This is a genomic window from Roseivivax sp. CAU 1753 (assembly GCF_054482575.1).
On record NZ_JBTLRF010000002.1, the window covers coordinates 313,382 to 336,242 of the forward strand.

28 protein-coding genes are annotated in these 22,861 nt (G+C 66.1%); 5 read left to right on the top strand and 23 right to left on the bottom strand.

Annotation, left to right across the window (positions count from 1 at the left end):
• Nucleotides 1-19: 19 nt before the first annotated feature.
• From ACXYMN_RS06450 to ACXYMN_RS06470, 5 genes are all read right to left on the bottom strand, one after another.
• A complete protein-coding gene (locus ACXYMN_RS06450; RefSeq protein ID WP_459012688.1) occupies nucleotides 20-1,336 on the bottom strand; it encodes an NAD(P)/FAD-dependent oxidoreductase in 1,317 nt (438 codons plus the stop codon).
• Entirely contained in the window at nucleotides 1,333-2,154 is an 822-nt protein-coding gene (locus tag ACXYMN_RS06455) for an ABC transporter permease (RefSeq protein ID WP_459012689.1), read from the bottom strand. The genes ACXYMN_RS06450 and ACXYMN_RS06455 overlap by 4 nt, the downstream gene beginning before the upstream one ends.
• A gap of 94 nt (nucleotides 2,155-2,248) precedes the next feature.
• Nucleotides 2,249-3,139: an ABC transporter permease subunit gene (locus ACXYMN_RS06460; RefSeq protein WP_459012690.1), complete on the bottom strand. Its 891-nt coding sequence runs from the start codon at nucleotides 3,137-3,139 to the stop codon at nucleotides 2,249-2,251.
• 3 nt (nucleotides 3,140-3,142) lie between these two features.
• Nucleotides 3,143-4,267: an ABC transporter ATP-binding protein gene (locus ACXYMN_RS06465; RefSeq protein WP_459012691.1), complete on the bottom strand. Its 1,125-nt coding sequence runs from the start codon at nucleotides 4,265-4,267 to the stop codon at nucleotides 3,143-3,145.
• A gap of 109 nt (nucleotides 4,268-4,376) precedes the next feature.
• On the bottom strand, nucleotides 4,377-5,462 hold the full coding sequence (locus tag ACXYMN_RS06470) for a polyamine ABC transporter substrate-binding protein (protein WP_459012692.1): 1,086 nt from the start codon (nucleotides 5,460-5,462) through the stop codon (nucleotides 4,377-4,379).
• 154 nt (nucleotides 5,463-5,616) lie between these two features.
• Between ACXYMN_RS06470 and ACXYMN_RS06475 the strand changes: the two genes are divergently transcribed.
• Both ACXYMN_RS06475 and ACXYMN_RS06480 read left to right on the top strand, forming a co-directional pair.
• On the top strand, nucleotides 5,617-6,297 hold the full coding sequence (locus ACXYMN_RS06475; protein WP_459012693.1) for a GntR family transcriptional regulator: 681 nt from the start codon (nucleotides 5,617-5,619) through the stop codon (nucleotides 6,295-6,297).
• An 87-nt stretch (nucleotides 6,298-6,384) separates the two neighbouring features.
• The gene (locus ACXYMN_RS06480) at nucleotides 6,385-7,779 is read left to right on the top strand and encodes an aspartate aminotransferase family protein (RefSeq protein ID WP_459012694.1); all 1,395 of its coding nucleotides are present in this window, start codon (nucleotides 6,385-6,387) and stop codon (nucleotides 7,777-7,779) included.
• A 203-nt stretch (nucleotides 7,780-7,982) separates the two neighbouring features.
• Here ACXYMN_RS06480 and ACXYMN_RS06485 read toward each other — a convergent pair whose 3' ends face one another.
• Genes ACXYMN_RS06485 through recO form a run of 4 tightly spaced genes read right to left on the bottom strand, consistent with a single transcriptional unit; the run spans nucleotide 7,983 to nucleotide 10,119 of the window.
• A complete protein-coding gene (locus ACXYMN_RS06485) occupies nucleotides 7,983-8,426 on the bottom strand; it encodes a molybdenum cofactor biosynthesis protein MoaE (protein WP_459012695.1) in 444 nt (147 codons plus the stop codon).
• Nucleotides 8,426-8,671: a molybdopterin converting factor subunit 1 gene (gene moaD, locus ACXYMN_RS06490; protein ID WP_459012697.1), complete on the bottom strand. Its 246-nt coding sequence runs from the start codon at nucleotides 8,669-8,671 to the stop codon at nucleotides 8,426-8,428. The genes ACXYMN_RS06485 and moaD overlap by 1 nt, the downstream gene beginning before the upstream one ends.
• Nucleotides 8,671-9,336 carry a CDP-diacylglycerol--glycerol-3-phosphate 3-phosphatidyltransferase gene (pgsA, locus tag ACXYMN_RS06495; RefSeq protein ID WP_459012698.1) on the bottom strand — a complete coding sequence of 222 codons (666 nt, stop codon included), beginning with the start codon at nucleotides 9,334-9,336 and terminating at the stop codon, nucleotides 8,671-8,673. Before pgsA ends, moaD begins: the two co-directional genes overlap by 1 nt.
• Nucleotides 9,337-9,387: 51 nt before the next feature.
• Nucleotides 9,388-10,119, bottom strand: coding sequence for a DNA repair protein RecO (gene recO / locus ACXYMN_RS06500; RefSeq protein ID WP_459012699.1), 732 nt, complete (start codon nucleotides 10,117-10,119; stop codon nucleotides 9,388-9,390).
• Nucleotides 10,120-10,175: 56 nt separating this feature from the next.
• Between recO and ACXYMN_RS06505 the strand changes: the two genes are divergently transcribed.
• The gene (locus ACXYMN_RS06505) at nucleotides 10,176-10,820 is read left to right on the top strand and encodes a Pr6Pr family membrane protein (RefSeq protein ID WP_459012700.1); all 645 of its coding nucleotides are present in this window, start codon (nucleotides 10,176-10,178) and stop codon (nucleotides 10,818-10,820) included.
• Here the strand turns inward: ACXYMN_RS06505 and ACXYMN_RS06510 are convergent.
• The 12 genes from ACXYMN_RS06510 to folK all read right to left on the bottom strand — a co-directional run bounded on the left by ACXYMN_RS06510 (nucleotide 10,762) and on the right by folK (nucleotide 20,337).
• Nucleotides 10,762-11,097, bottom strand: a complete 336-nt coding sequence (locus ACXYMN_RS06510; RefSeq protein ID WP_459012701.1) for a DUF1491 family protein — start codon at nucleotides 11,095-11,097, stop codon at nucleotides 10,762-10,764. The two genes, ACXYMN_RS06505 and ACXYMN_RS06510, sit on opposite strands and share 59 nt — an antisense overlap.
• The gene (era, locus tag ACXYMN_RS06515) at nucleotides 11,090-11,998 is read right to left on the bottom strand and encodes a GTPase Era (protein WP_459012702.1); all 909 of its coding nucleotides are present in this window, start codon (nucleotides 11,996-11,998) and stop codon (nucleotides 11,090-11,092) included. The genes ACXYMN_RS06510 and era overlap by 8 nt, the downstream gene beginning before the upstream one ends.
• Nucleotides 11,995-12,915, bottom strand: a complete 921-nt coding sequence (locus ACXYMN_RS06520; protein WP_459012704.1) for a DMT family transporter — start codon at nucleotides 12,913-12,915, stop codon at nucleotides 11,995-11,997. Before ACXYMN_RS06520 ends, era begins: the two co-directional genes overlap by 4 nt.
• A gap of 192 nt (nucleotides 12,916-13,107) precedes the next feature.
• Nucleotides 13,108-13,797 (bottom strand): ribonuclease III, encoded by a 690-nt coding sequence (rnc, locus tag ACXYMN_RS06525; RefSeq protein WP_459012705.1) that lies wholly within the window; start codon nucleotides 13,795-13,797, stop codon nucleotides 13,108-13,110.
• On the bottom strand, nucleotides 13,794-14,627 hold the full coding sequence (lepB, locus tag ACXYMN_RS06530) for a signal peptidase I (protein WP_459012706.1): 834 nt from the start codon (nucleotides 14,625-14,627) through the stop codon (nucleotides 13,794-13,796). Before lepB ends, rnc begins: the two co-directional genes overlap by 4 nt.
• A gap of 87 nt (nucleotides 14,628-14,714) precedes the next feature.
• Complete coding sequence (gene acpS, locus ACXYMN_RS06535) at nucleotides 14,715-15,116, bottom strand: holo-ACP synthase (protein WP_459012707.1); 402 nt, start codon at nucleotides 15,114-15,116, stop codon at nucleotides 14,715-14,717.
• Entirely contained in the window at nucleotides 15,113-15,586 is a 474-nt protein-coding gene (locus ACXYMN_RS06540) for a nucleoside deaminase (RefSeq protein WP_459012708.1), read from the bottom strand. The genes acpS and ACXYMN_RS06540 overlap by 4 nt, the downstream gene beginning before the upstream one ends.
• 49 nt (nucleotides 15,587-15,635) lie before the next feature.
• On the bottom strand, nucleotides 15,636-16,388 hold the full coding sequence (locus ACXYMN_RS06545; protein WP_459012709.1) for a pyridoxine 5'-phosphate synthase: 753 nt from the start codon (nucleotides 16,386-16,388) through the stop codon (nucleotides 15,636-15,638).
• A gap of 65 nt (nucleotides 16,389-16,453) precedes the next feature.
• The gene (locus tag ACXYMN_RS06550; RefSeq protein ID WP_459012710.1) at nucleotides 16,454-17,122 is read right to left on the bottom strand and encodes a DUF2062 domain-containing protein; all 669 of its coding nucleotides are present in this window, start codon (nucleotides 17,120-17,122) and stop codon (nucleotides 16,454-16,456) included.
• 18 nt (nucleotides 17,123-17,140) lie between these two features.
• Nucleotides 17,141-19,282 (bottom strand): RelA/SpoT family protein, encoded by a 2,142-nt coding sequence (locus tag ACXYMN_RS06555; RefSeq protein WP_459012711.1) that lies wholly within the window; start codon nucleotides 19,280-19,282, stop codon nucleotides 17,141-17,143.
• Between the two features lie 49 nt (nucleotides 19,283-19,331).
• Complete coding sequence (rpoZ, locus tag ACXYMN_RS06560) at nucleotides 19,332-19,685, bottom strand: DNA-directed RNA polymerase subunit omega (protein WP_459012712.1); 354 nt, start codon at nucleotides 19,683-19,685, stop codon at nucleotides 19,332-19,334.
• 79 nt (nucleotides 19,686-19,764) lie between these two features.
• Nucleotides 19,765-20,337 (bottom strand): 2-amino-4-hydroxy-6-hydroxymethyldihydropteridine diphosphokinase, encoded by a 573-nt coding sequence (gene folK / locus ACXYMN_RS06565; protein WP_459012713.1) that lies wholly within the window; start codon nucleotides 20,335-20,337, stop codon nucleotides 19,765-19,767.
• 156 nt (nucleotides 20,338-20,493) lie between these two features.
• On the opposite strand from folK, the gene ACXYMN_RS06570 reads away from it, so the two are divergent.
• Nucleotides 20,494-21,066: a LabA-like NYN domain-containing protein gene (locus ACXYMN_RS06570; protein ID WP_459012714.1), complete on the top strand. Its 573-nt coding sequence runs from the start codon at nucleotides 20,494-20,496 to the stop codon at nucleotides 21,064-21,066.
• Between the two features lie 19 nt (nucleotides 21,067-21,085).
• Entirely contained in the window at nucleotides 21,086-21,526 is a 441-nt protein-coding gene (locus tag ACXYMN_RS06575) for a YqaA family protein (RefSeq protein WP_459012715.1), read from the top strand.
• 71 nt (nucleotides 21,527-21,597) lie between these two features.
• Here the strand turns inward: ACXYMN_RS06575 and ACXYMN_RS06580 are convergent, their stop codons facing one another.
• Nucleotides 21,598-22,050, bottom strand: a complete 453-nt coding sequence (locus ACXYMN_RS06580) for a DUF3429 domain-containing protein (RefSeq protein WP_459012716.1) — start codon at nucleotides 22,048-22,050, stop codon at nucleotides 21,598-21,600.
• A 56-nt stretch (nucleotides 22,051-22,106) separates the two neighbouring features.
• Nucleotides 22,107-22,724: a LysE family translocator gene (locus ACXYMN_RS06585; RefSeq protein ID WP_459012717.1), complete on the bottom strand. Its 618-nt coding sequence runs from the start codon at nucleotides 22,722-22,724 to the stop codon at nucleotides 22,107-22,109.
• Nucleotides 22,725-22,861 lie beyond the last annotated feature (137 nt).

Consider the following 22,861-nt stretch of genomic DNA (forward strand, 5'->3'; position numbering starts at 1 on the left):
ATGAAGGCAAGGGCGGCGATCAGAGGTCGAGCATTTCGGCGGCGCGGTAGGCGGGCCAGAGCAGCGCGCGGCGGAACCGTCCCAGGGGGAAGCGCCCGGGCGGGCTGGCCATGGTCGCCGGGATGGCCGGATCGCGGTTCAGGACAAGATCGGCGGCGAGCGTGCCTGCATGGCTTGCCATGGCGACGCCGTTGCCGTGATAGCCCATGGCCGCGAAGAGGCCCGGGTGACCGGGCAGCGCGCCGACGAAGGGCGTCAGGGCGGCCATCAGGCAAACCAGACCGGACCATTCGTGGGTGACTGTGACATCGGCCCAGTGCGGGAACAGCCGGGCGAAGTCGCGTCTGATCTTGCGCGAGGTCGCGCGCTGCGCCCCGGCGCGCGCGGTCAGGCCGCCGCGCATGCCGAAGAGGAAGCGGTTGTCCGGCAGCAGGCGAAAATAGTGCAGCAGTTCGCGGCTGTCATAGGCCATTTGTCGCGAGGTCCAGCCCTGACGGTGGCGCTCGGTCGGGGTGAGGGGGCGGGTGACGATGATCGACGATTGCACCGGCAGGGTCCGCGCGCGCATCCAGTCGGGCAGGTCTTCGGAGCTGTAGCCATTGGTGGCCAGCAGAACCCGGTCGGCCGAGAGCGTGCCGCCGGGCGTGGTCAGCCGCCATTTTCCCGCCTGCCGGGTCAGGGCGGAGACCGGGCTTCGGCCGTGGCAGGACACGCCTGCGGACAGGGCGGCACGGGCGAGGCCGTGGTGGTATTTCCGAGGATGCAGCGCAAAGCCCAATGGCGTCGTCAGCGCACCGAAAAAAGCGCCGCCGAGGCCCGCCGCGTGCAGGTCCTGCGCCCCGATGATCTGCGGGGTGACGCCGTAGGCGGCTTCGATGTCCCGGGCGGCGGCCCCGAAGCGGCGGGCGACGCGCGGGGTGTGGGCCAGCAGGGTCTCGCCGTGGGAATGGGTATCTGCGACGATGTGGTGGCGGGCGAGGGCCGCGGCGACGGTCTCGATCGCGGCTTTTTCAGTGGCGCGCCACTCGGCCAGACCGGTATCCCCGAACCGGCGACGCAGAAGCGCTGCGGGGGCCTTGGCGCCGCCGAGACAACAAAAGCCGCCATTGCGTCCGGACGCGCCCCAGCCCGGGGTTTCGGACTCGAGCAGGGCGACGTCCACGCCCGCCGTCGCGAGCCGCAGGGCTGCCGACAGGCCGGTATAGCCGCCGCCGATGATCGCGACATCGCAAGCCTGTGTGCCTTTGAGGGCAGGCCAGTCGGGGGCCGTGACGCCTTCTGTCCAGTAGCAGCGTTCGGGCGTGGCATAGGCGGCGGGCTCGTAGAGGCGCGTCATTCGGTGGCGCGCTGGGCGCTTTGTTCGTCACGGGCCTGCGCCACCATCGCGCGTTTCGAAATGAGCGAGGCGGTGATCACGCCGACGGTCACGATGGCGATCATGAGGGTCGACAGGGCGTTGATCTCGGGGCTGACGCCCAGACGCACCGCCGAGAAGATCTTGATCGGCAGGGTGGTCGCCGAGGGGCCGGTGGTGAAGCTGGCGATGACCAGGTCGTCAAGCGACAGGGTGAAGGCCAGAAGCCAGCCCGAGATGACCGCGGGCGCGATGATCGGCAGGGTCACCAGGCGAAAGGCCTGAAACGGAGAGCAGCCGAGATCGAGCGCGGCCTCTTCCAGCGCCCGGTCGAAGCTGGTCAGGCGCGAGGAGACCACCACCGAGACGTAGCACATCGAGAAGGTGGTATGCGCCAGCACGATGGTGAAGACGCCCCGGTCGAGACCGATGCCGATGAAAAGCAGCAGCAGCGACAGGCCGGTGATCACTTCGGGCATCACCAGGGGGGCATAGATCATGCCGGAAAACAGCGTGCGCCCGGCAAAGCGTCCGGCCCGGACCAGCACCGTGGCGGCCATGGTGCCGAGGATGGTGGCCAGGGTCGACGAGAAGATCGCGACCTTGATGGTGACCCAGGCGGCATCGAGGAATTCCTCGTTGCGCAGCAGTTCGCCGTACCACTTGGTCGAAAACCCGGCCCAGACCGTGACCAGTTTCGATGAGTTGAAGCTGTAGATCACCAGAATGACCATCGGCAGGTAAAGAAAGGCAAAGCCCAGGGTCAGCGAGGTGGCGTTGAACCAGGAAAACTGTTTCATGTCCGCCCCTCCGCGAAAGCCTGCGCGGGACGGGGCATGGCGCGGCGGAACCCCGCGTCGCGCGCCGCAACGATACCTGTCGCGATACACGCGCTCATCCCTCGGCCTCCCGCGCTTTCTGCTCGTTACGCTGGAACAGCACGATGGGGATGATCAGGATCAGCAGCAGGATGATCGCCACCGCAGAGGCCACCGGCCAGTCGCGGTTCGAGAAGAATTCCTCCCACAGCACCTTGCCGATCATCAGCGTGTCCGATCCGCCCAGCAGCGACGGGATCACAAATTCGCCGATGGCGGGAATGAAGACCAGGAAACATCCGGCGATGATGCCGCTTTTCGACAGCGGAACGGTGATCAGCCAGAAGGCGCTCAGGCGCGAACAGCCGAGATCCTCGGCGGCTTCCAAGAGCGATGTGTCCATCTTTTCAAGCGCCGCGTAGATCGGCAGGATCATGAAGGGCAGGTAGGTGTAGACGATACCGATATAGACCGCCGTGTTGGTCGACAGGATCTGTAGCGGATCCGAGATCACGCCAAGGCCAATCAGGACCTGGTTCAGCACCCCTTCGGAGGACAGGATTCCCATCCACGCATAGACGCGGATCAGGAACGAGGTCCAGAACGGCAGGATCACCAGCATCAACAGCGTCGGTCGCCATTCCGGCGTCGCCCGCGCCATCGCATAAGCGATGGGGTAGCCCACGGCGAGGGTGATCAGCGTCGAGACCAGCGCGATGCGCAGCGATGACAGATAGGCCTTCCAGTACAGATCGTCCGAGGCGAGAAAGGCGTAATTCTCGAAGTCGAGGGCGGTGAAGAAGTCGCGGATGCCAGACCATCCGGCGCTGAAATCAAGCGTCGGCGCGTAGGGCGGGATCGCCAGCGCGATGTCCGAGAGCGAGATCTTCAGGACGATCACGAAGGGGATGAGAAACAGCGCCAGGAGCCACAGGTAGGGCAGCCCGATCAGAAGCAGTCTGCGCATCGCTCAGCCCTCCAGGATCACACCGGAGGTTTCGGTGAATGACAGCCAGACCCGATCCTCCCATGTGATATCGCGATTGACGAGACGGCGGGTATTGGCGGTCTGGGCCTTGAAGATGCGGCCATCGGCGATGCGGACGTGATAGGTCGAGATATTGCCGAGATAGCCGATATCGATGACCTCGCCCGCAAGCGCGTTGCGCCGGTCGGCGGGCTTTTCGCGCGCGATGGCGACCTTTTCGGGACGGATGGCAAAGGCCACCCTGTCGCCCGTGGCCAAGGGCCCGCGCGGCGTGGCCCAGATCGGCGGCTGGCCCTCGGCCCAGTCGATGCACGCGCGGTCGCCGTCAAGCGTGGCGGTGCCCTCGACGATGTTCACATCGCCGATGAAGTCGGCCACGTAGACCGAATTCGGGGCTTCGTAGATCACATCCGGCGTGGCGACCTGAACGATGCGCCCCTCGTCCATCACCGCGACGCGGGAGGCGACGGTCATCGCCTCTTCCTGGTCATGGGTGACGATGACGAAGGTGGTGCCGGTCTTTTCCTGGATATCCATCAGTTCGAACTGGGTCTCCTCGCGCAGCTTCCGGTCGAGCGCGCCCAGCGGCTCGTCCAGCAGCAGCAGCTTCGGGGCCTTGGCCAGAGACCGGGCCAGGGCGACACGCTGGCGCTGACCGCCCGAGATCTGGTTCGGCTTGCGGCTGGCGAACTTGCTGAGCCGCGTCAGGCGCAGCATCTCGTCGACCCGTGCCGAGATCGCGTCCTTGTCCCGCGACTCGCGCTTGAGGCCGAAAGCGATGTTTTCCCAGACGGTAAGATGCGGAAACAGCGCATAGCTCTGGAACATCATGTTCACCGCGCGCTTGTTGGGGGGAATCGGCGCGATGTCCTGTCCTGACAGCTCGATGGTGCCCTCGGTCGGCGCTTCGAAACCCGCGAGCATGCGCATCATCGTGGTCTTGCCGCAGCCCGAGGGACCGAGCAGCGCGAAGAACTCCTTGGCGTAGATATCGAGGGTCAGATCGTCGATGGCGACGAAGGTCCCGAACCGTTTGGTGACGCCGCGAAAGCGAATGAGCGGTGTCTCGTTCGGATCGTCCCAGGGGGCAAAGACGGTCTGGTTCATGGCGCATCCTGTACGGCAAAGACGGGGACTGGGACGGGGACGGTCAGGCAGGGAAGAGATCGGAAAAAAGGCCCGCACCGGGGGGCGGTGCGGGCCTTGGGGCCGTCGGTCAGACGCCTGACTTGATCTGCGTCCACAGGCGCGTCACCGTGCGCTGTACGCGCGGCGGATAGGGCGTGGTGGTGAACAGGTTGTCGAGCGCCGCGGGCGAGGGGTAGATCGCCGGATCGCCAATCACGTCCTCGGACAGGAATTCCTGCGACGCCTCGTTGCCGTTGGCGTAATAGACGTAGTTCGACGCCGCGGCCATGTTCTGCGCGTCCATGATGAAGTTCAGGAAGACATGCGCTTCCTCGGGATTCGGCGCATCGACCGGAATCGCCATCTGGTCAAACCACATCTGCGCGCCCTCGTCTGGGGCATTGTAGGCGATCTCGACGCCGTTGTCGGCCTCGGCGGCACGGTCACGGGCCTGCAGGATGTCACCCGACCAGCCCACCGCGACGCAGATGTCGCCATTGGCCAGCGCGTTGATGTATTCCGACGAATGGAATTTCTGGATATAGGGGCGGATCGGTCCGAAGACGTCCCCGGCCTTGGCGATCACGTCCGGGTCGTGGCTGTCGGGGTTTTCGCCGATGTAGTTCAGCGCCGCCGGGATCATCTCGGCCGGGGCGTCGAGGAAATGCACCCCGCAGGCCGCGAGCTTTTCCATGTTGGCCGGATCGAAGACCAGATCCCACGAGGTGATCGGCGCGTCGTCGCCCAGCACTTCCTTGACCTTGGGAACGTTCACACCGATGCCGGTGGTGCCCCACATGTAGTTGATCGAATAGGCGTTGTCGGGATCGTAGGTCGCGGTCCGCGTCTTGATCACGTTCCACATGTTGTCCAGATTGCCAAGCTTGGCGGTATCGAGCTTCTGGAACGCGCCGGCCTGGATCTGGCGCTGCAGGAACGTGCCCGTCGGCACCACCACGTCATATCCGGACGAGCCTGCCAGCATCTTGGTTTCGAGGACTTCATTCGAATCGAAGACGTCATAGATCAGCTCGATGCCGGTCTCTTCCTCGAACTTGGTCAGCAGGTCTTCGTCGATATAGTCGGACCAGTTGTACACCCGCACTTCCTGAGCGGCGGCAGGGCCCGCGACAAGCGCAAGCGCGGCCACAGCGATCAGTTTTTCGATTTTCATTCTTCGAGCTCCCATAAGTCTCACGGGAGTCGTTGCTCCCGGGTCCTTGAATTTGATCAAAATTTGCCGATGCTGGCAACTACGCGATGTTTCCATGTGCTCGTCAGGCATGCAAGGCGGGTTGTGATCGGCGCGAAACTGGACAGGGAATGCCATGAAACCAGCACAGAACACCACGGTTGCGGGGCCGGGAGCGACGGTGATGCCGGTCCACGAAAAAACCTATCGGCAGGTGCGCGACCTGATTCTTTTTGGCGATCTCGCGCCCGGGCAGCCGGTCACCATCCAGGGTCTGACCGACCGAATCGGGGTCGGCATGACCCCCGTGCGCGAGGCGCTCAGGCGGCTGACTGCCGAAGGCGCGCTCAATTTTCAGGGCAACCGGCGGATCGCGGTGCCGATCCTCGATGCGCCCGCAATCGAGGAATTGTCGGTGGCGCGACTGGCGCTGGAGCCGGAACTGGCCCGCCGCGCAACCGACCGGATCGATGCGGATGGGATCGCGGCGCTGCGCGCGGTGGACAACGCGCTCGATGCGGCCATCGCGGCGGGCGACATCCCCGGATACCTGGCCTGCAACCACCGGTTTCACGCCACCATCTACGGATATGCCGGTGCGCCGATCCTGACCGGGCTGGTCGAGACGCTTTGGCTGCGCTTCGGGCCGTCGCTGCGGGTCGTCTGCGGGCGTCTCGGCACGCAGGGTCTGCCGGATCGTCACAAGGATCTGCTGGCCGCCCTTGGTCAGGGGGACCGCGACCGCGTGGGGCAGGCGATGGCCGCCGACGTGGCGCAGGGCATGGAGCAGATCGCCCTCGGCCTCACCACCCCGTGAGGGTCGTCATTGACCCCTCAATAATTTGATCATATTTTCCGGAGCACGCATGTCGCGCAAAATTCGCCCCATTCGAAAGGTCCGATCATGGCCCAGATCTCGAACATCGCCCCGACCGAGGAATTGCAGGCGCTGGATGCCGCGCATCACATGCATCCCTTCACCCACGGTGCGGAACTGGGCGCGAAAGGCGCGCGCATCATCACCCGCGGCGAGGGCTGCTGGCTGATCGATTCGGATGGCAATCGCATCCTCGACGGGATGGCCGGGCTCTGGTGCGTCAATCTGGGGTACGGGCGGCAGGAACTGGTTGACGCGGCAACGCGGCAGATGTCGGAACTGCCGTTTTACAACACCTTTTTCCAGACCAGCCACGTGCCGGTGATCAAGCTGGCCGAAAGGCTGGCGCAACTGGCGCCGGGCGATCTGAACCATGTGTTCTTCGCGGGCTCGGGGTCGGAAGCGAACGACACCAACCTGCGCATGGTGCGCACCTATTGGGAGCTGAAGGGCCAGCCGGACCGCAAGGCCGTGATCTCGCGCTGGAACGCCTATCACGGGTCCTCGGTCGGGTCGGGGTCGCTGGGCGGCATGAAGGGGATGCACGCCCAGGGCGGCATGCCGATCCCCGACATCCACCATATCGACCAGCCCGACTGGTGGGCCGAGGGCGGCGACATGAGCCGCGCGGAATTCGGCCGCGCGCGGGCGCGATTGCTGGAGGACAAGATCCTCGAACTGGGCCCCGAGACCGTCGCGGCCTTCATCGCCGAGCCGGTACAGGGCGCGGGCGGCGTCATCATCCCGCCCGAGACCTACTGGCCCGAGATCAGCCGCATCGTGCGGAAATACGGCATCCTTTTGATCGCCGACGAGGTGATCTGCGGCTTCGGACGCACCGGCCACTGGTTCGGGTCGCAGGCCATGGGCATCACGCCCGACATCATGACGATCGCCAAGGGCCTGTCCTCGGGGTATCTGCCGATCGGCGGTTCCATCGTGTCATCGGAGATCGCACGCGTGATCGGGGACGCGGAATTCAACCACGGCTACACCTATTCGGGCCATCCGGTGGCGGCGGCGGTGGCGCTCGAGAACCTGCGCATTCTGGACGAGGAAGGCATCGTCACCCGGGTGCACGACGAGACCGGGCCCTATCTGAAAGCCCAGTTCGAGACGCTGCTGGACCATCCGATGGTCGGCGAGGCGCGGATCATCGGCATGATGGGATCGATTGCGCTGACCCCGGACAAGGCCAGCCGGGCGAAGTTCAAGGGCGCGGAAGGCCAGATCGGGCTGATGACCCGCGAGCGCTGTTTCGCCAACAACCTGGTGATGCGGCATGTGGGCGACCGGATGATCATCTCGCCGCCGCTGGTGATCTCGAAGGACGAGATCGACATGCTGATCGCGCGCGCCCGCAAGAGCCTTGACGAGGCGATGGCGGCGGCCAAGGCCGACGGGCTGTTCGAGGCCGCCTGACCGGGTGTCTGGCGGGGCGCGTGATCCGGCGGTCGCGCGGGGCCGGGGGCCCCGCGGCATGTCGTGTCAGCGGCGCGGGGCGCGCCGCTTCCGGTGTGCCTGCGGCGCGCGTTTATCCGGAAAGATGAAGTCCGAGGATCGGTGCCCGGCAGGGGAGGGCGAGGCCGGGGTGGCGCGGTCGACAGGCGGGGGGGACTGTGCCGCTACCAGCGGTTGAGGGCGTCTTCGTCCTCGTCCCGCGCGGCGACCCAGCCGGTGCCCTCGCTGGTGTGTTCCTTCTTCCAGAACGGGGCGCGGGATTTCAGGTAGTCCATCAGGTATTCCGCCGCGTCGAAGGCGTCCTGGCGGTGCCGAGCGGCGGTGGCGACCATCATGATCTTCTCGCCCGGGGTCAGCGGACCGTAGCGGTGGATCACCAGCACGTCGCCCAGCGACCAGCGCGTCCGCGCCTCGGTGGCGATGGCGGTCAGCGACTTTTCGGTCATGCCGGGGTAATGCTCGATCTCCATCCGGTCGAGATCGCCCGTGTCGGAGTTGCGCACCACGCCGGTGAACGAGACCACCGCGCCCATGTCGCTTCGGCCCGCGGCGAAGGCGTCAAGCTCGGCCCCGGTATCGAAGCCGTCCCGTTGCACCGAGATCCGCATCAGCCGCCGGTCATCGGCGGGAAGAACGCCACTTCGCGCGCGCCTTTCAGCGGGGCGTCGAAGTCGGTCAGTTCCTGGTCGACCGCGACCCGGAGCGCCGAGAGGTCGGCGAAGGCGGCGGCGTAGCGGTCTTCGCGGGCGCGCAGTTCCTCGACCAGCTCGGCGACGGTGGCGGCCTCGGTCTCGACCCGGTCCTTCGGAACCCCGATCCGTTCGCGGACCCAGGCAAAATACAGCACGTCCATCAGCGATCCTCGGTCAGGTGGGGCCTGGCCTTGACGAAATAGTCCCAGCCGGTGATTGCGGTCAGGATGGCGGCGATCCAGAGCAGCACGATGCCTGCATTGCCGGTCCAGATCATACCGGTCTGCTTCCAGCGAAGGCCAAGCTCGTCGCTGACTTCGCCCGAAAGCACGCCGGAGATGATGTCGGCATCCATGCCGATGGTCGAGGCGACGAGGAAATGTTCGAAGATGCCCTGCGCGAAAAGCACGGCGATGGCGACCATCTGCATCGTCGTCTTCCACTTGGCCAGGCGCGTCACCTTGAGCGTGCCGGACAGGTGGCCGAGATATTCGCGCAGACCCGACACGAAGACCTCGCGGAACAGGATCAGGGTCGCGGGCAGTACCAGCCAGGGCGACATCGACGAATAGCCCACGATGACCATCAGCGCGATCACCACCATCGCCTTGTCGGCAATCGGATCGAGCATCGCGCCGATCTTGGTCTCTTCGCCCCAGGACCGCGCCAGGTAGCCGTCGAACCAGTCGGTGACGGCGGCGCCGAGAAACAGGATCAGGGCGCACCAGTCGGCGAAAGGCCGTGAGAAATAGAGGAACATGACGGCGACACCGGGCGCCGCCAGAAGACGGATCAGGGTGAGGATGTTTGGCAGGGTCCAGCGCATGAGGCATTCCTAGCGCGGCTGCCGCGCGGCGGAAAGGTGGAAGTTTCGCCGTCAGTCGCGGGCGCGGCGGGCGAGCCGGTCCAGAAACAGCGCGCGGGCGGCGGGCAGCGGTCTTTCGCCCAGCGATGGTGCGAGATGGCGGGTCAGGAAATGGCCGGTGGTCCCCAGCGCCTCGAGCACCTCGGCATCGCCGCCCGTCCCGGCGCCCAGCATGACCGGCGGCAGGGGCAGCAGGCGCGGCGCCCAGTCGCCCGCCCCCGACCGCGACACGGCGCGACCGGTCCGGGGCGACACGAAGGCCAGATCGTTGGCGCGACCGGTGACGGCGCAGGCGCGCAGATCGAGGCCGAAGCCCATTTCGTCCAGCAGGGCCATCTCCCAGCGCAGATAGGCCAGCGGCCAGAGATCCGGCTGGCGCAGCAGTTCCAGCAGCGTGGTGGTGCGGGTGTAGAGGTCCTTGTGGGCCTCGCGCTCGGGCAGGGTGAAGGACAGCAGCGCGACCAGCGCGTTGAGACCCGACAGCGCTATGCGGTCGGCCATGGCATCCGCCGCCCGAGAGCGTTTCAGCTCGACTGTATAGGTGCCGATGTGATCCTCGAGCCGGGCGCGCCAGTGCAGGTCCAGCTCTGCGCCGGGTTGCAGGATCGGTGCCAGCTTGCGGCTGGTGGCGCCGCGCAGCACGCCCACATGCCGTCCGCGGTCCTCGGTGAAAACCTCGAGGATCGCCGAGGTTTCGCCGTGCCGCCGGGTCGCCAGAAGTATACCTGTGTCGCGCCAATCCATAACTTGTGACTATTGGCACGCTTGAAGACTGCGGCAAAGACTGCACATTGACGGCAATGACGCTTCACGCCCGCCTTTCCGCAGCCCTGATCGTGGCCCTGGCCTTCGCGGCCCTTGGCCTGCAGCTTTATGTCGGCCTCGAGCGACGGCCCGACCGGACGGTCGCGGGCGAGTTGTGGCGCATGGCGCGGTATTTCACCAACCTGACCACGTTGATGGTGCTGGCGCAATATCTGCGCATCACCGCTCTGGGGCGGGCCAGCGCGGGCTGGACCGGGGCGATCACGCTTTGGGCGCTGATCGTGGGCGCGGTCTATCACGGGCTGCTGGCGCGGGAACTCGACGGGCTTCGGTTGGTCGCGGACCAGATGCTGCACAGCGTGGTGCCGCTGGCGGTGGCGCTGTGGTGGCTGGCCTTCGGACCCAAGGCCAGCCTGCGACCGGTGCATGCGCTGCTGTGGCTGCTCTGGCCCGCGGGCTACGCGCTTTATGCGTTGGGGCGGGGCACCTTCATCGACCGCTATCCTTATTTCTTTGTCGATCCGACGCAGGTCGGCTGGGACGGTGTGGTCCTGTGGCTGGCGGGGCTGGGGGTGGTGTTCTGGATCGCGGGTCTGGGGCTGGTCGCGCTGGGGCGCTGGCTCAGCCGAGACCGTCCGCGTCAAGAAGATGTCGCCCTTGGCGGTCCTCGACCTCGATGACCCAGAGATCGGGATCGAAGCCGCGCTGCTTCGCGATGGAGGCGTCGACCTCGGCCTCGTCGCCCGCCGCCAGTTCCTGCCAGACCCGGTCGCCGGTCGCGAGGTCGAAGCTGCGCGTGAAGGCGCGGGCCTGACCGTCCAGCGTGGCGCACTTTACCAGCACCGCACCGGCGGTGTCGTCGCCATGGGCCACGACGTAGCAGGGGATGTCCTGCAGCGCCAGCCGCCGCCGGTAGGCATCGACCCAGAAGCGCGCGGTCAGCCGTGGCTCAGCCATCGCCGTCCCGGAAATCAAGCCCCATCTCGGAATAGCGCGCCGCTTCCTCGAGCCACTTTTCGCGCACCTTGACCTGCATGAACAGGTGTACCTTGCGACCGAGGAATTCCTCGAGCTCTTCGCGGGCGGCCTTCGAAATGGCCTTGATCGTTTCGCCCTTGTTGCCAAGGATGATGCCCTTGTGGCCGTCGCGTGCCACGTAGATGATCTGGTCGATGCGCGCGGTGCCGTCCTTGCGCTCTTCCCAGTTCTCGGTCTCGACGGTCAGCTGGTAGGGCAGTTCCTGGTGCAGCCGCAGGGTCAGCTTTTCGCGCGTCATCTCGGCGGCGATCATGCGCATCGGCAGGTCGGCGATCTGATCCTCGGGGTAGAGCCACGGACTTTCGGGCAGCGACGCGGCCAGCCAGCTGCGCAGGTCCTTCACACCATGGCCCTTCTCGGCCGAGATCATGAAGGTCTCGGCGAAGCTGAAGCGCTGGTTCATGTCGGCGCTCAGCTTCAGCAGCACCTCGGATTTGACCCGATCGATCTTGTTGATGGCCAGCGCCACCGGGCGGCCATGCCCGACGGTGTCGAGCTGTTCGAGGATCGCGGCCACGCCGTCGGTCACGCCGCGATGCGCCTCGATCAGAAGCACCACGATATCCGCGTCGGCGGCCCCGCCCCAGGCGGCGGCAACCATCGCGCGGTCAAGCCTGCGGCGCGGCTTGAAAAGGCCCGGCGTGTCGACGAAGACAAGCTGGCTCTCGCCCTCCATGGCGACGCCGCGAATGCGCGCACGGGTCGTCTGCACCTTGTGCGTTACGATCGAGACCTTGGCCCCGACCATCTGGTTGAGCAGCGTGGACTTGCCCGCGTTGGGTTCGCCGATCAGCGCGATGAAGCCTGCGCGTGTGGTCATCTGTGGTGGTCCTCAAGGGATGAAGTCTGGGCGTTTAATCCAGATCGGGGTCCGGGGCCAGCCTTTCCGCTGCGCCACAGGGTGTAGCTGCCCGAGACGACGATCAGCGCGGCCCCGACCAGCATAAGCGCGTCGGGGTGTTCGCCGAACAGGACATAGGCAAATCCCAGCGCCACGATCAGCCGGGAATAGCGAAACGGGGCCACGACGGAAACCTCGCCGGTGCGCATCGCCCGGGTCAGGGCGGAATAGCCCAGAATGCCGGCCAGCCCGGTCCCGAACAGGCAGGCCCAGGCCGTGGGTGTGGGCGCGGCAGGCACCGCGCCTTCCCAGATCAGGATGATCACCCCCGCCAGCGTGACGGTCACGAAGCCCAGGATGCCAAGCTGTCCGGCGGTCACCTCGGGCGGGCTGGTGCGGGTGGCCAGATCGCGGCAGGCAAAGCCCAGCATGCCGAGGATCGGAAAGATCGCCTCGGGGCCGAAGGCATCGCCCGAGGGACGCAGGATCAGCAGAACGCCCGCAAAGCCGATGGCCAGCGCGCTCCAGCGTCTGGGGCCGACCTGTTCCTTGAGGACAAGCGCCGCGCCGAGCGTGACCACCAGCGGTGCGGCCTGAAGGATCGCCGAGGTGGTCGACAGCGGCGTATAGGCGAGGCTCAGCGCGAAAAAGAGCCGGCCCATGACCTCGAACCCCGAGCGGGTCATCAGACGCGGTTGCAGATAGGCGGGCGACCAGAGGGGCGTGCGCGTGGCGCGGGTCAGGATCAAAAACGCCGAAAGGCCGATCAGCCCGAAGATCAGCGTGCCCAGCCCCGGTGACACGGTGGCGGTCGCGGTTTTGAACAGCGCATCCTCGATGGCAAAGCCGATCATGGCGGCAACCATGAAAAGCGATCCGCGCAGGTTGTCGGTCATGGGGCGGGCTCCGCGCTCTGGTTGGGGGCTCTGTCTCGCGGAACCGGGCGAAACGCAAGCGGGGCGCATGCGGCGGGCCGCGGCGGGTCAGGGCCAGGGGCCGCAACGGGCCTGCCGCGCGGCGCGTGTTGCCCTGTCGGCGGCGGTGTGGTGCAGCCCCGATGGGCGCGGGCGCATCGGGCGGCGCGCGACCTAGGCCGCGCCGCCGGTTACCGCGTCGAGAAGCGTCTGCGCCGCCGCCTGTTCGGCCTGCCTTTTGGACCCGGCACGCGCGGCGGCCATCTCTCCGCTTTCCAGCCGGGCCTCGATGGTGAAGACCGGCGCATGATCCGGGCCGTCGCGCCCGGTCTCGACATAGGCGGGCGGCGGCAGGCCCCGCGCCTGGGCCCATTCCTGCAGCGCCGTCTTGGCGTCGCGGGCGTCTTCCTCGACCCCGTCGATGCGGTGGCCCCAAAGGCGCAGCACCATGGTCTTGGCGACCTCGAAACCCTGATCGATATAGACCGCCGCGATCACGGCCTCCATCGCGTCGCCCAGCAGCGCCAGCTTGCGCCGCCCGCCCGACAGCCGCTCGGAGCGGCCGAGTTTCAGGGCGTCGCCAATGCCGATCTGGCGGGCGACGTCGGCGCAGGTCTCCTTGCGCACAAGGGCGTTGTAGCGCGGTGCCAACTGCCCTTCGGAGGCGGCGCGGTCGCGGTCAAGCAGCGCCTCGGACATCACCAGCCCCAGCACCCGGTCGCCGAGAAATTCCAGCCGCTGGTTGTCGGCCCGGTTCGGTCCGGACATCGACGCATGGGTCAATGCCTCGCGGAGCAGATCCGGACGCTTGAACCGCACGCCCAGCCGGGTTTCGAATTCCGCAAGTTCGGCCGACCGTTTCACTCCAGCGCCTCGAAGAACCGGTCCTTCCGCCAGGTCCAGAAATACAGCATCGAGCTGCCCGCCGACGAAAAGATCACCCGGTCGGCGCGGCCCACGAGGTTTTCATAGGGCACGAAGCCGACGCCGCCCGCGACGCTGGGCACGCGGCTGTCCGAAGAATTGTCCCGGTTGTCGCCCATGAAGAAGAAATGCCCTTCGGGGACGGTGTAGACCGGCGTGTTGTCGGCGCTCTGGTTGCCGATGTTCAGGATCGAGTGGCTGACTCCTTCGGGCAGCGTCTCGATGAACTTTTCCTTGATGCAGGTGCCGCCATCGCCCACCGGGCCGTTGGCGCAGCGGGGCCGGATGGCCTGCGGGCCCTGCGGCTTGGCGACCTCCTCGAAGGTGCCGTTGGCGGTGACCTCGACGGGGGTGTCGTTGATGATCACGCGGCCATCGCGGACCTGCACGGTGTCGCCCGGCAGACCGATCACGCGCTTGATGAAATCCGACCCGTTGACCGGATGGCGGAACACCACGATATCGCCGCGCTCGGGCTCGGCGCCGAGAAAGCGGGTATTGTCGCCATCGGCCCAGCCGCAGATGTCGGTGGCGTCGATGTTGATGCCGACAGAGGGGATGCGGACGGATGGGCAGGACGCGTAGGAATAGCCGTAGGCCATCTTGTTGACGAACAGGAAATCGCCGATCAGAAGCGTGTCCTTCATCGACCCCGAGGGGATCCAGAACGGCTGGAAGAACAGCGTCCGGAAGACGCCCGCGATCAGCAGCGCGTAAATGACGGTTTTGATGGTCTCGAGAATGCCGCCTGAAGCCGATTTGGCTGCCATGATCTGCCCCTTTACCTGACGTGCGCTAAGTGCCGACCGGGGCCGCGCAAGTCAAGCGAGAGGGCGCAGTCAGGCACGCGGGTCTTGTCAGACGCGCGGGCGCGCCTCGATCACCACGAAGGCCTGCGCCCAGGGGTGGTCGTCGGTCAGGGTCACGTGGATGATCGCCTCGTGCCCCGGCGGCGTCATCGCGATCAGCCGGTCGCGGGCCCAGCCGGTGACCTCCATCACCGGCTGACCGGTGCGCAGATTGCTTACCGCCATGTCCTTCCAGGCGATGCCCATGCGCAGGCCGGTGCCGAGCGCCTTGGAACACGCCTCTTTCGCCGCCCAGCGTTTGGCATAGGTGCCCGCGGTGTCGGCGCGGCGCTCGGCCTTCTGCTGCTCGTCCTCGGTGAAGACACGGTTGCGAAAGCGGTCTCCGAAGCGGTCCAGCGTGCCCTGGATCCGCTCGATATTGGCCAGATCGGTACCAACGCCCAGAATCATGCGCCGCTCGCGTAGATGTGGCGCACTTCGGCAATCCGCAGCCCGCCCTGCCAGGCAAAGGGGGTGTCCGCGGCGCGGGCGAAATCGTCGATGGTCAGGCCCGGAAACCGGAAGAAGGCGGGGGCTTCGGCTTGCGTCATGGCAAAGAGCAGCCGGTCGATCCCGGCCCAGCGCATCGCCGCAAGGCACATCTCGCAGGGCTGCATGGAGGCGATGAGCGTCGCACCCGACAGGTCCCGCCGTCCAAGTGCCGCGGCGGCGCGCGCCATGGCCACGATCTCTGCATGACGCGACGGGTCGTTGTCGCGGTCGACCTCGTTGCGGTCGAGCGTGACGATGCGGTTGCCCGCGACCACCGCGGCGGTGAAGACCGGGCCTGCGCCCGCCGCGTCGAACAGCGCGCGCGCCTTCGCGATCACCGCGTCGAGCGCGGCCTCTTCGGTCGCGGTCAGCGTCAGGGTCCGGGTCATCGGGCCGCACCGGCACATGCGACGACGCCCGCACGGGCGGAGAAGCGGCTCATGCCCGGGCCTCGTCCATCCGGCGGCGCATCTCGGCGATGGCCGCTTCCAGCCCGAGGAAAATCGACTCGGCAATCAGGAAATGCCCGATGTTCAGCTCCATCACCTCGGCGAAGGCGGCGACGGGCTTGACGATGTCGAAGGTCAGTCCGTGACCCGCGTGCACTTCGAGGCCCAGCCCGTCGGCGTAGCGGGCCATGTCGCGCAGCCGCGCAAGCTCCGCGTCGCGTGCCGCGATCTCGCCGGCGTAGTGATGGTCGCAATATGCCCCGGTATGCAGCTCGATCACCTCGGCGCCGATGCGATGCGCGGCGTCGATCTGTCCCTGGTCGGCGGCCACAAACAGCGACACCCGGCACCCGGCCTCGCGCAGGGGGGCGATGAAATCGGCCAGCCGGTTCTGATCCTTGGCCACTTCGAGGCCACCCTCGGTGGTGCGTTCTTCGCGCTTTTCCGGCACGATGCAGACCGCGTGCGGCACGTGCCGCAACGCGATCTTCTGCATCTCGGGCGTTGCCGCCATCTCGAAATTCAGCGGCACCGATAGTCCCGCCATCAGGGCCTCGATATCGGCATCGCGGATGTGACGGCGGTCTTCGCGCAGATGCGCGGTGATGCCGTCCGCCCCGGCCGCCTCGGCCAGCTGGGCGGCGCGCAGCGGGTCGGGATAGGCGCTGCCGCGCGCGTTCCGCACGGTGGCGACGTGGTCGATATTGACCCCGAGCCTCAGTGGCCCCTTGAACTCAGCCATTCTCGTCTCCGTTCTTGATCCTGCTGCCGCAAGCTAGGGTGTGGTCGCGCGCATTGAAACGGGAATCACCGCTTCAGATCCCGCGGCGTCGCCGCGTCCGCGGCCTTGGCCTTCTTCTTGGACTTGAGCGCGGCAAGCTTGGCGGCGATGCGCCCCTTGCGCCGGTTCTGATAGGCGCGGATCAGCGGCAGCGAGATGTAATAACAGCCCAGCCCGGCCACGATGCCGGGAATGATGCCGCCCACCATATAGGGATAGAAGACTTCATCGTAGAACACCGACAGCCTGCTCCAGTCCGCCACGTCGGGGGTGAACATGGCGCGGAAATTGTCCCACAGGTCCTGTCCGGCATCGGTGAACTTCTTGCCCACCCAGCGGTGATTCTCGGGGTCGCTTTCGACGCCCAGCAGCCAGTTGCCGGTCTGCAGGGAGATCACGGCAATCGGCACATAGGTCAGCGGATTGCCGAAGAACGTCCCCAGAAGGGCTGCCACGATATTGCCGCGCAGGGCCAGCGCCAGAAAGGCCGCGATAAAGAAATGCAGGCCATAGAACGGCGTGAAGGTGGTGAACACGCCCGCGAACAGCCCGCGCGCGATCTTGTCGGGCGGATCGGGCAGGCGCTGCAGACGATGCCGGACATAGCGCGCAGCCCGCGCCCAGCCCCCTTTTGGCCAGAGCGCGCGCAATCCCCGTTTCCACAGCGGTTGTTGGTCGCGACGCCTGAAGACCACGGGCGCATCACCTCATTACTACACAACGGCCGCGTGGGCCGGTTCCATTCGGGTCCTGTCGCGCCAGCGTTCGACCTGCGCGACATCGCTTTCCGCCTCCAGCGCCGAGATCACCGAGTGCAGATGCTCGGCATCGCTGAGTTCGACATCGACCTTGAGCCGATAGTAATCGGGCTTTCGGTCCTTGAAGTGAAGGTCCGAAATATTGGCTTTGCGTTCTCCGATCAACGTGCAGACCCGTCCCAGCACGCCCGCATCGTTGCCGATCGTCAGATCGAGCGCCACCGGATAGATCGCCGGGTGCCGGCCGTCGGCCCAGTGCAGGTCCAGCCAGCGGTCGGGTTCGTCCTCGACATCGACCAGCTTTGGGCAGTCGATGGCATGCACGACCACGCCATGCCCGCGCCGGACGATGCCGACGATCCGCTCTCCGGGCAGGGGCTGGCAGCAGCCCGCGCGGTGAAACGCCTGATCATGCGCGAGCCCGATGACCGCGCGCTTGGTGTCGACCATCGCGTGCCGCTTCGGCGTCAGGTCGGGATAGACCGACGCAACCACGTCCCGGGCCGAGATATCCGCCGATCCAAGCCGCGCCAGCAGCGTTTCGCCATCCGGCAGGCGCAGGGTCTTGGCGGCCTTCTCGAGCACCTTGTCAGAGGATTTCTTGCCGACATGCTCGAACGCCGCGCGCGCGATCTCGCGGCCCAGCTTGACAAAGCGTTCCTTGCGGATCTCGCGCAGGGCACGGCGGATCGCCGACTTGGCCTTGCCGGTCTTGGCGATGTCGAGCCATGTGGCCTGCGGCATCTGGCCCTCGGCGGTGATGATATCGACCGACTGGCCGTTCTTCAGCCGGGTCCAGAGCGGCACCCGCAGCCCGTCTACCTTGGCGCCGACGCAGGCCGACCCGATGCGGGTGTGGATGGCGTAGGCAAAATCCAGCGGCGTCGCGCCCTTGGGCAGCTTGACCACCTCGCCCTTGGGCGTGAAGCAGAACACCTGGTCGGAATACATCTCGAGCTTGACTGCCTCGAGAAACTCGTCGTGATCCTCTTCGGCGATGAACTGTTCGGTCAGCGACGCGATCCACTTGGCGGGATCGACGGCAAAGGGGTTCTTGGCGCGCACACCGTCGCGATAGGACCAGTGCGCGGCGACGCCGGTTTCGGCGACCTCGTGCATCTGGCGGGTGCGGATCTGCACCTCGACGCGCTTGCCGTCGCGCCCCGACACGGTGGTATGGATCGATCGGTAGCCGTTGGTCTTGGGCTGGCTGACATAGTCCTTGAACCGCCCCGGCACGGCGCGCCAGCGGTGGTGGATCGCCCCGAGCGCGCGGTAACAGTCCATTTCGGAGCGGGTGATGACCCGGAACCCGTAGATGTCCGACAGCCGCGAGAAGGACAGGTCCTTCTCCTGCATCTTGCGCCAGATCGAATGCGGTTTCTTGGCCCGCCCGAAGACCTCGGCCTCGATGCCCGCGGCCTCGAGCTCGTGGCGCATGTCGGCGGTGATCCGCGGGATCACGTCACCGGTTTCGCGCTGCAGGGTGATGAAGCGGCGGATGATCGAGGTGCGGGCCTCGGGGTTGATCACCCGAAAGGCCAGATCCTCAAGCTCTTCGCGCATCCACTGCATGCCCATGCGCCCGGCCAGCGGCGCGTAGATCTCCATCGTTTCGCGGGCTTTCTGAAGCTGCTTGTCCTCGCGCATGGCCTTGATCGTGCGCATGTTGTGCAGCCGGTCGGCAAGCTTGACCAAGATGACCCGCAGATCCTTGGACATCGCCATGAAGAGCTTGCGGAAATTCTCGGCCTGCTTGGTCTCGGTCGAGGACAGTTGCAGGTTGGTCAGCTTGGTCACCCCGTCGACCAGCATCGCCACCTCGTCGCCGAAGCGCGACGCGATCTGCGAATAGGTGGACTTGGTGTCCTCGATGGTGTCGTGCAGCAAGGCGGTCACGATCGTGGCATCGTCGAGTTGCTGTTCGGTCAGAAGCGCCGCGACGGCCACGGGATGCGTGAAATAGGGTTCGCCGGACTGGCGCGTCTGGCCCTCGTGCATCGCGAGCCCATAGTCATAGGCCGCGCGGATCAGTGCCGCGTTCGTCTTGGGATTATAATTGCGGACCAGCGCAATGAGGTCTTCGGCGGCGATCATACGCCTCTATCCTTCCGGCCTTCCGGCGCGCGCCCGCGAGGACTGCGCCTCAGCGCTCGCCCTGTGCCTCCATCAGTGCACGCAGGAGTTTTTCTTCCGACATGTCGTCTTCTTGCGGCTTGTCCGGCTCCGCCCCCATCAGAAGCGCCATGGCGTCTTCCTCGGGCTCGTCGACTTCGATCTGGGTCTGGTTCGCCTCGATGATGCGCTCGCGCAGATCGTCGGCGGACTGGGTCTCGTCCGCGATCTCGCGCAGGGCGACGACCGGGTTCTTGTCGTTGTCGCGGTCCACGGTGATCGCGCCACCGGCGGAAATTTCGCGGGCGCGATGTGCTGCAAGCAGAACCAGCTCGAAGCGGTTCGGGACCTTGTCAACGCAATCTTCAACCGTCACGCGGGCCATTAGTATCTCCAGTCTTCGGTCTGACGTCAGAAAGCCCGTGTCTAACGCGCGACAAGAGGCTTGACAAGCGGCGTTTTCCCTACATCGGAGCGACCTCCCGGCGCTGCCCGGGCGGCAGATCGGCGGCCAGTTCGCGCAGGCTGCGCCCGAGCAGCGGATGCACCCAGCCGGGCGCGATGTCGCAGAGCGGCACCAGCACAAAAGCGCGATCCTGAAGCCGTGGATGCGGCAGCACCAGCGTTTCCGGCGCGCTTTGCATTTGAGTGTCGGGCGGCAGGTCGCGCCAGGCGGTTTGCGTTACGTCATTCGGGGCCACCGTCCGGCCCACGGCGATCAGGTCCAGGTCCAGTGTACGCATGCCCCAGCGGGTCTCCCTGCGGCGACCGAAGCGGGCCTCGATCCGGTGCAGATGGCCCAGAACTTCGGCTGCATTCATCGTGTCCGGCACCCGGAAAACCGCCGCGGCATTGACGTAATCCGGCCCGGCACCCGCGGGAAAACAAGGCGTTAGGAAAAATCGGCTGACCGCGCGCAATTCCAGCGGCCCGGCTGCCAGCGACGCGATCGCATGCGACAGTGTGACTGACGGTGCCGCGCCCTCAAACGGCAGGTTCGCACCGAGTGCGACCAACGCATCCTGTCGGGTCGTCATGGTGGGTCATATCCTTTCGGGTAGGGGGGCATTCTTATGCGAAGGCGACACGTTCTTGTCGTAACCCCTACGCTGCCTAAATAGGCGTATACTGACAAACAGTGATTCTTTTCCTGTTACCGATTCAGCGACGTCAATTCATTGATGAGGCGATTTATGTTTTACAAGGACGAACGGCTGGCGCTGTTCATCGATGGCTCGAATCTCTATGCGGCGGCAAAGGCGCTGGGGTTTGACATCGATTACAAGCTGCTCAGACAAGAGTTCGTGCGTCGTGGACGCATGGTCCGGGCCTTCTACTACACAGCGCTGTTAGAAAACGACGATTACTCGCCAATCCGCCCGCTGGTGGACTGGCTGCATTACAACGGCTTCACGATGGTCACGAAACCGGCCAAGGAATATACCGACAGCCAGGGGCGCCGAAAGGTGAAGGGCAACATGGATATCGAGCTTGCGGTCGATGCCATGGAACTGGCTCCGCGTGTCGATCATATCGTGCTGTTTTCGGGCGATGGCGACTTCAAGCCGCTGGTGGCCAGCCTGCAGCGGCAGGGCGTCCGCGTGTCGGTCGTGTCGACGATCCGTTCGCAGCCGCCGATGATCGCCGATGAATTGCGCCGTCAGGCCGACAATTTCATCGAACTCGATGAATTGCGCGACGTGATCGGGCGACCGCCCCGCGACATGCAGTCCATGGAATCGTTGCAGCCCGCCACCGCATCCTGACCGGCCCGGCGCGGTCCCGATGGACGCATCGCTTGCCGCGCTCGCGGGGCTGTTCGGCGTGGCCTTCGCCGCGGCGACCGTGCTGCCCTTCCAGTCCGAGATCGTCTTTGTCGGCATGCAGATCAAGGACGTGGCCGCGGTGTGGCTTCTGGTCGCCGTGGCGTCGGTCGGCAACATTCTGGGTGCCGTGGTCAACTACGGGCTTGGGCTGTTTGCGGAACGGCTGCGCGAGACGCGCTGGTTCCCCGCCTCGGACAAGCAGATGAACCGCGCGCAGGATTGGTGGCAGCGTTACGGCGTCTGGACGCTCCTGCTGAGCTGGGCACCGCTGGGCGATGCCTTTACGGTTATCGCGGGCATCATGCGGGTGCGGCCCTGGGTATTCCTGAGCCTCGTCACGATTGCCAAGACCGGGCGCTACGCCGTGCTGGCGTGGGGCACCTCTGCTGCGACCGGCTGAAAGCGTCCGGCTGAAAGCGTCCGGGGCGGCCCGGTGACGGGACCGAGAGTGACGCGGGTTTCGGGGTTAGGCTACAGAAAGACGCCGACGCTCAGGCAGGCCACGACGAGAACGGTCAGCAGACCGCGCAGTTGCATCCACCACCGCGGCGCCAGGCCCCAACGCCAGAAGGCAAAATCCAACGCCAGCAGGCCGATAAAGCCGAAGATCAGGTTCACGCCCGCCGAGACCGGCCCGCCGCCGGTCATGAAGAACGCCCACAGCGCCGGGATCACCGACAGCGCGTAGCCGGTGGCGGCGCGGGCATCCTCGGCCTTGGTGGCAAAGCCCCAGAGCACACCGGACATGAAGCTCAGGATCACCGCGCCGTAATAGAGCTGCACATAGGGTCCGATGAACCGCGCGCCGAGATTGGCCAGCCCCCAATCCGCCAGATCGGGCGACAGCAGCGTCAATGCGCCCCATGCGAAGGGCAGCACGCCGGCAAGGCCCAGGGTCAGGGCGGCTCGGGGGATCTCAATCATCGCGGTCGCTCCGGCTGACGGTCTTTGCGTTCAGATAGCGCGACGGACGGGCGAAGTCACCCGGCACGCTCAAGCGCGAGGCGGCCCGCAAGAGCGGCAAACAGCGCCGCGAAGGACCGGTTGAGCCAGCGCATCACCGACGCACGCGCCAGCAGGCGGTCGCGGGCGGCGGCTGCCATCAGGCCGTAGAGCACGAAGATCCCGAAGGTCAGCGCCATGAACACCACCCCAAGCGCGGTCATTTCCGCCGTGGCCGTGGCGGCATCGCCACTGAGGAAGGGCGGCAATAGCGCCAGGAAGAACACCGACAGCTTGGGGTTGAGGATGTTGATCAGCGCCCCGCGCCGGGCGACATGCAGGCCCGGCTCGGGCCTGCGGTCCGACGTGATCGACAGCGCCCCGTCCGCGCCCAGCGATTGCCAGGCCAGCCAGAGCAGATAGCAGACCCCGGCCCATTTGACGGCGGCAAACAGAAGCGCGCTGGTGTGCAGCAGAGCCGCGAGGCCGAAGATCGCGGCGGTCAGATGCGGCACGATCCCGACAGTGCATCCCAGCGCCGCCCAGAGCCCGGCGCGTCGGCCCCGGCCGAGCGACACCGCAAGTGTGTAAAGCACCCCGGTGCCGGGCAGAACGACGACGACAAGGGCGGTAAGCAGGAACTGAACCGAGATCATGCGCTAATTGGCACCGGTCGCGGATGCGTTGTCAATCGCGCGCGCCTGTGGCTCTTGCGCCTCCCGTGTCGCCTGTGCCTCTTGCGCCCCGCGTGCCGATACGCGAGACCGGCGCCACACCCAAGCCCGCCCCATGA

What these genes read in the sequence shown, in the direction of transcription:
- ACXYMN_RS06450 (WP_459012688.1), bottom strand. Translation starts at nt 1,336, where the DNA reads ATGACGCGCCTCTACGAGCCCGCCGCCTATGCCACGCCCGAACGCTGC.
- ACXYMN_RS06455 (WP_459012689.1), bottom strand. Translation starts at nt 2,154, where the DNA reads ATGAAACAGTTTTCCTGGTTCAACGCCACCTCGCTGACCCTGGGCTTT.
- ACXYMN_RS06460 (WP_459012690.1), bottom strand. Translation starts at nt 3,139, where the DNA reads ATGCGCAGACTGCTTCTGATCGGGCTGCCCTACCTGTGGCTCCTGGCG.
- ACXYMN_RS06465 (WP_459012691.1), bottom strand. Translation starts at nt 4,267, where the DNA reads ATGAACCAGACCGTCTTTGCCCCCTGGGACGATCCGAACGAGACACCG.
- ACXYMN_RS06470 (WP_459012692.1), bottom strand. Translation starts at nt 5,462, where the DNA reads ATGAAAATCGAAAAACTGATCGCTGTGGCCGCGCTTGCGCTTGTCGCG.
- ACXYMN_RS06475 (WP_459012693.1), top strand. Translation starts at nt 5,617, where the DNA reads ATGAAACCAGCACAGAACACCACGGTTGCGGGGCCGGGAGCGACGGTG.
- ACXYMN_RS06480 (WP_459012694.1), top strand. Translation starts at nt 6,385, where the DNA reads ATGGCCCAGATCTCGAACATCGCCCCGACCGAGGAATTGCAGGCGCTG.
- ACXYMN_RS06485 (WP_459012695.1), bottom strand. Translation starts at nt 8,426, where the DNA reads ATGCGGATCTCGGTGCAACGGGACGGCTTCGATACCGGGGCCGAGCTT.
- moaD (WP_459012697.1), bottom strand. Translation starts at nt 8,671, where the DNA reads ATGGACGTGCTGTATTTTGCCTGGGTCCGCGAACGGATCGGGGTTCCG.
- pgsA (WP_459012698.1), bottom strand. Translation starts at nt 9,336, where the DNA reads ATGCGCTGGACCCTGCCAAACATCCTCACCCTGATCCGTCTTCTGGCG.
- recO (WP_459012699.1), bottom strand. Translation starts at nt 10,119, where the DNA reads ATGGATTGGCGCGACACAGGTATACTTCTGGCGACCCGGCGGCACGGC.
- ACXYMN_RS06505 (WP_459012700.1), top strand. Translation starts at nt 10,176, where the DNA reads ATGACGCTTCACGCCCGCCTTTCCGCAGCCCTGATCGTGGCCCTGGCC.
- ACXYMN_RS06510 (WP_459012701.1), bottom strand. Translation starts at nt 11,097, where the DNA reads ATGGCTGAGCCACGGCTGACCGCGCGCTTCTGGGTCGATGCCTACCGG.
- era (WP_459012702.1), bottom strand. Translation starts at nt 11,998, where the DNA reads ATGACCACACGCGCAGGCTTCATCGCGCTGATCGGCGAACCCAACGCG.
- ACXYMN_RS06520 (WP_459012704.1), bottom strand. Translation starts at nt 12,915, where the DNA reads ATGACCGACAACCTGCGCGGATCGCTTTTCATGGTTGCCGCCATGATC.
- lepB (WP_459012706.1), bottom strand. Translation starts at nt 14,627, where the DNA reads ATGGCAGCCAAATCGGCTTCAGGCGGCATTCTCGAGACCATCAAAACC.
- acpS (WP_459012707.1), bottom strand. Translation starts at nt 15,116, where the DNA reads ATGATTCTGGGCGTTGGTACCGATCTGGCCAATATCGAGCGGATCCAG.
- ACXYMN_RS06540 (WP_459012708.1), bottom strand. Translation starts at nt 15,586, where the DNA reads ATGACCCGGACCCTGACGCTGACCGCGACCGAAGAGGCCGCGCTCGAC.
- ACXYMN_RS06545 (WP_459012709.1), bottom strand. Translation starts at nt 16,388, where the DNA reads ATGGCTGAGTTCAAGGGGCCACTGAGGCTCGGGGTCAATATCGACCAC.
- ACXYMN_RS06555 (WP_459012711.1), bottom strand. Translation starts at nt 19,282, where the DNA reads ATGATCGCCGCCGAAGACCTCATTGCGCTGGTCCGCAATTATAATCCC.
- rpoZ (WP_459012712.1), bottom strand. Translation starts at nt 19,685, where the DNA reads ATGGCCCGCGTGACGGTTGAAGATTGCGTTGACAAGGTCCCGAACCGC.
- folK (WP_459012713.1), bottom strand. Translation starts at nt 20,337, where the DNA reads ATGACGACCCGACAGGATGCGTTGGTCGCACTCGGTGCGAACCTGCCG.
- ACXYMN_RS06570 (WP_459012714.1), top strand. Translation starts at nt 20,494, where the DNA reads ATGTTTTACAAGGACGAACGGCTGGCGCTGTTCATCGATGGCTCGAAT.
- ACXYMN_RS06575 (WP_459012715.1), top strand. Translation starts at nt 21,086, where the DNA reads ATGGACGCATCGCTTGCCGCGCTCGCGGGGCTGTTCGGCGTGGCCTTC.
- ACXYMN_RS06580 (WP_459012716.1), bottom strand. Translation starts at nt 22,050, where the DNA reads ATGATTGAGATCCCCCGAGCCGCCCTGACCCTGGGCCTTGCCGGCGTG.
- ACXYMN_RS06585 (WP_459012717.1), bottom strand. Translation starts at nt 22,724, where the DNA reads ATGATCTCGGTTCAGTTCCTGCTTACCGCCCTTGTCGTCGTCGTTCTG.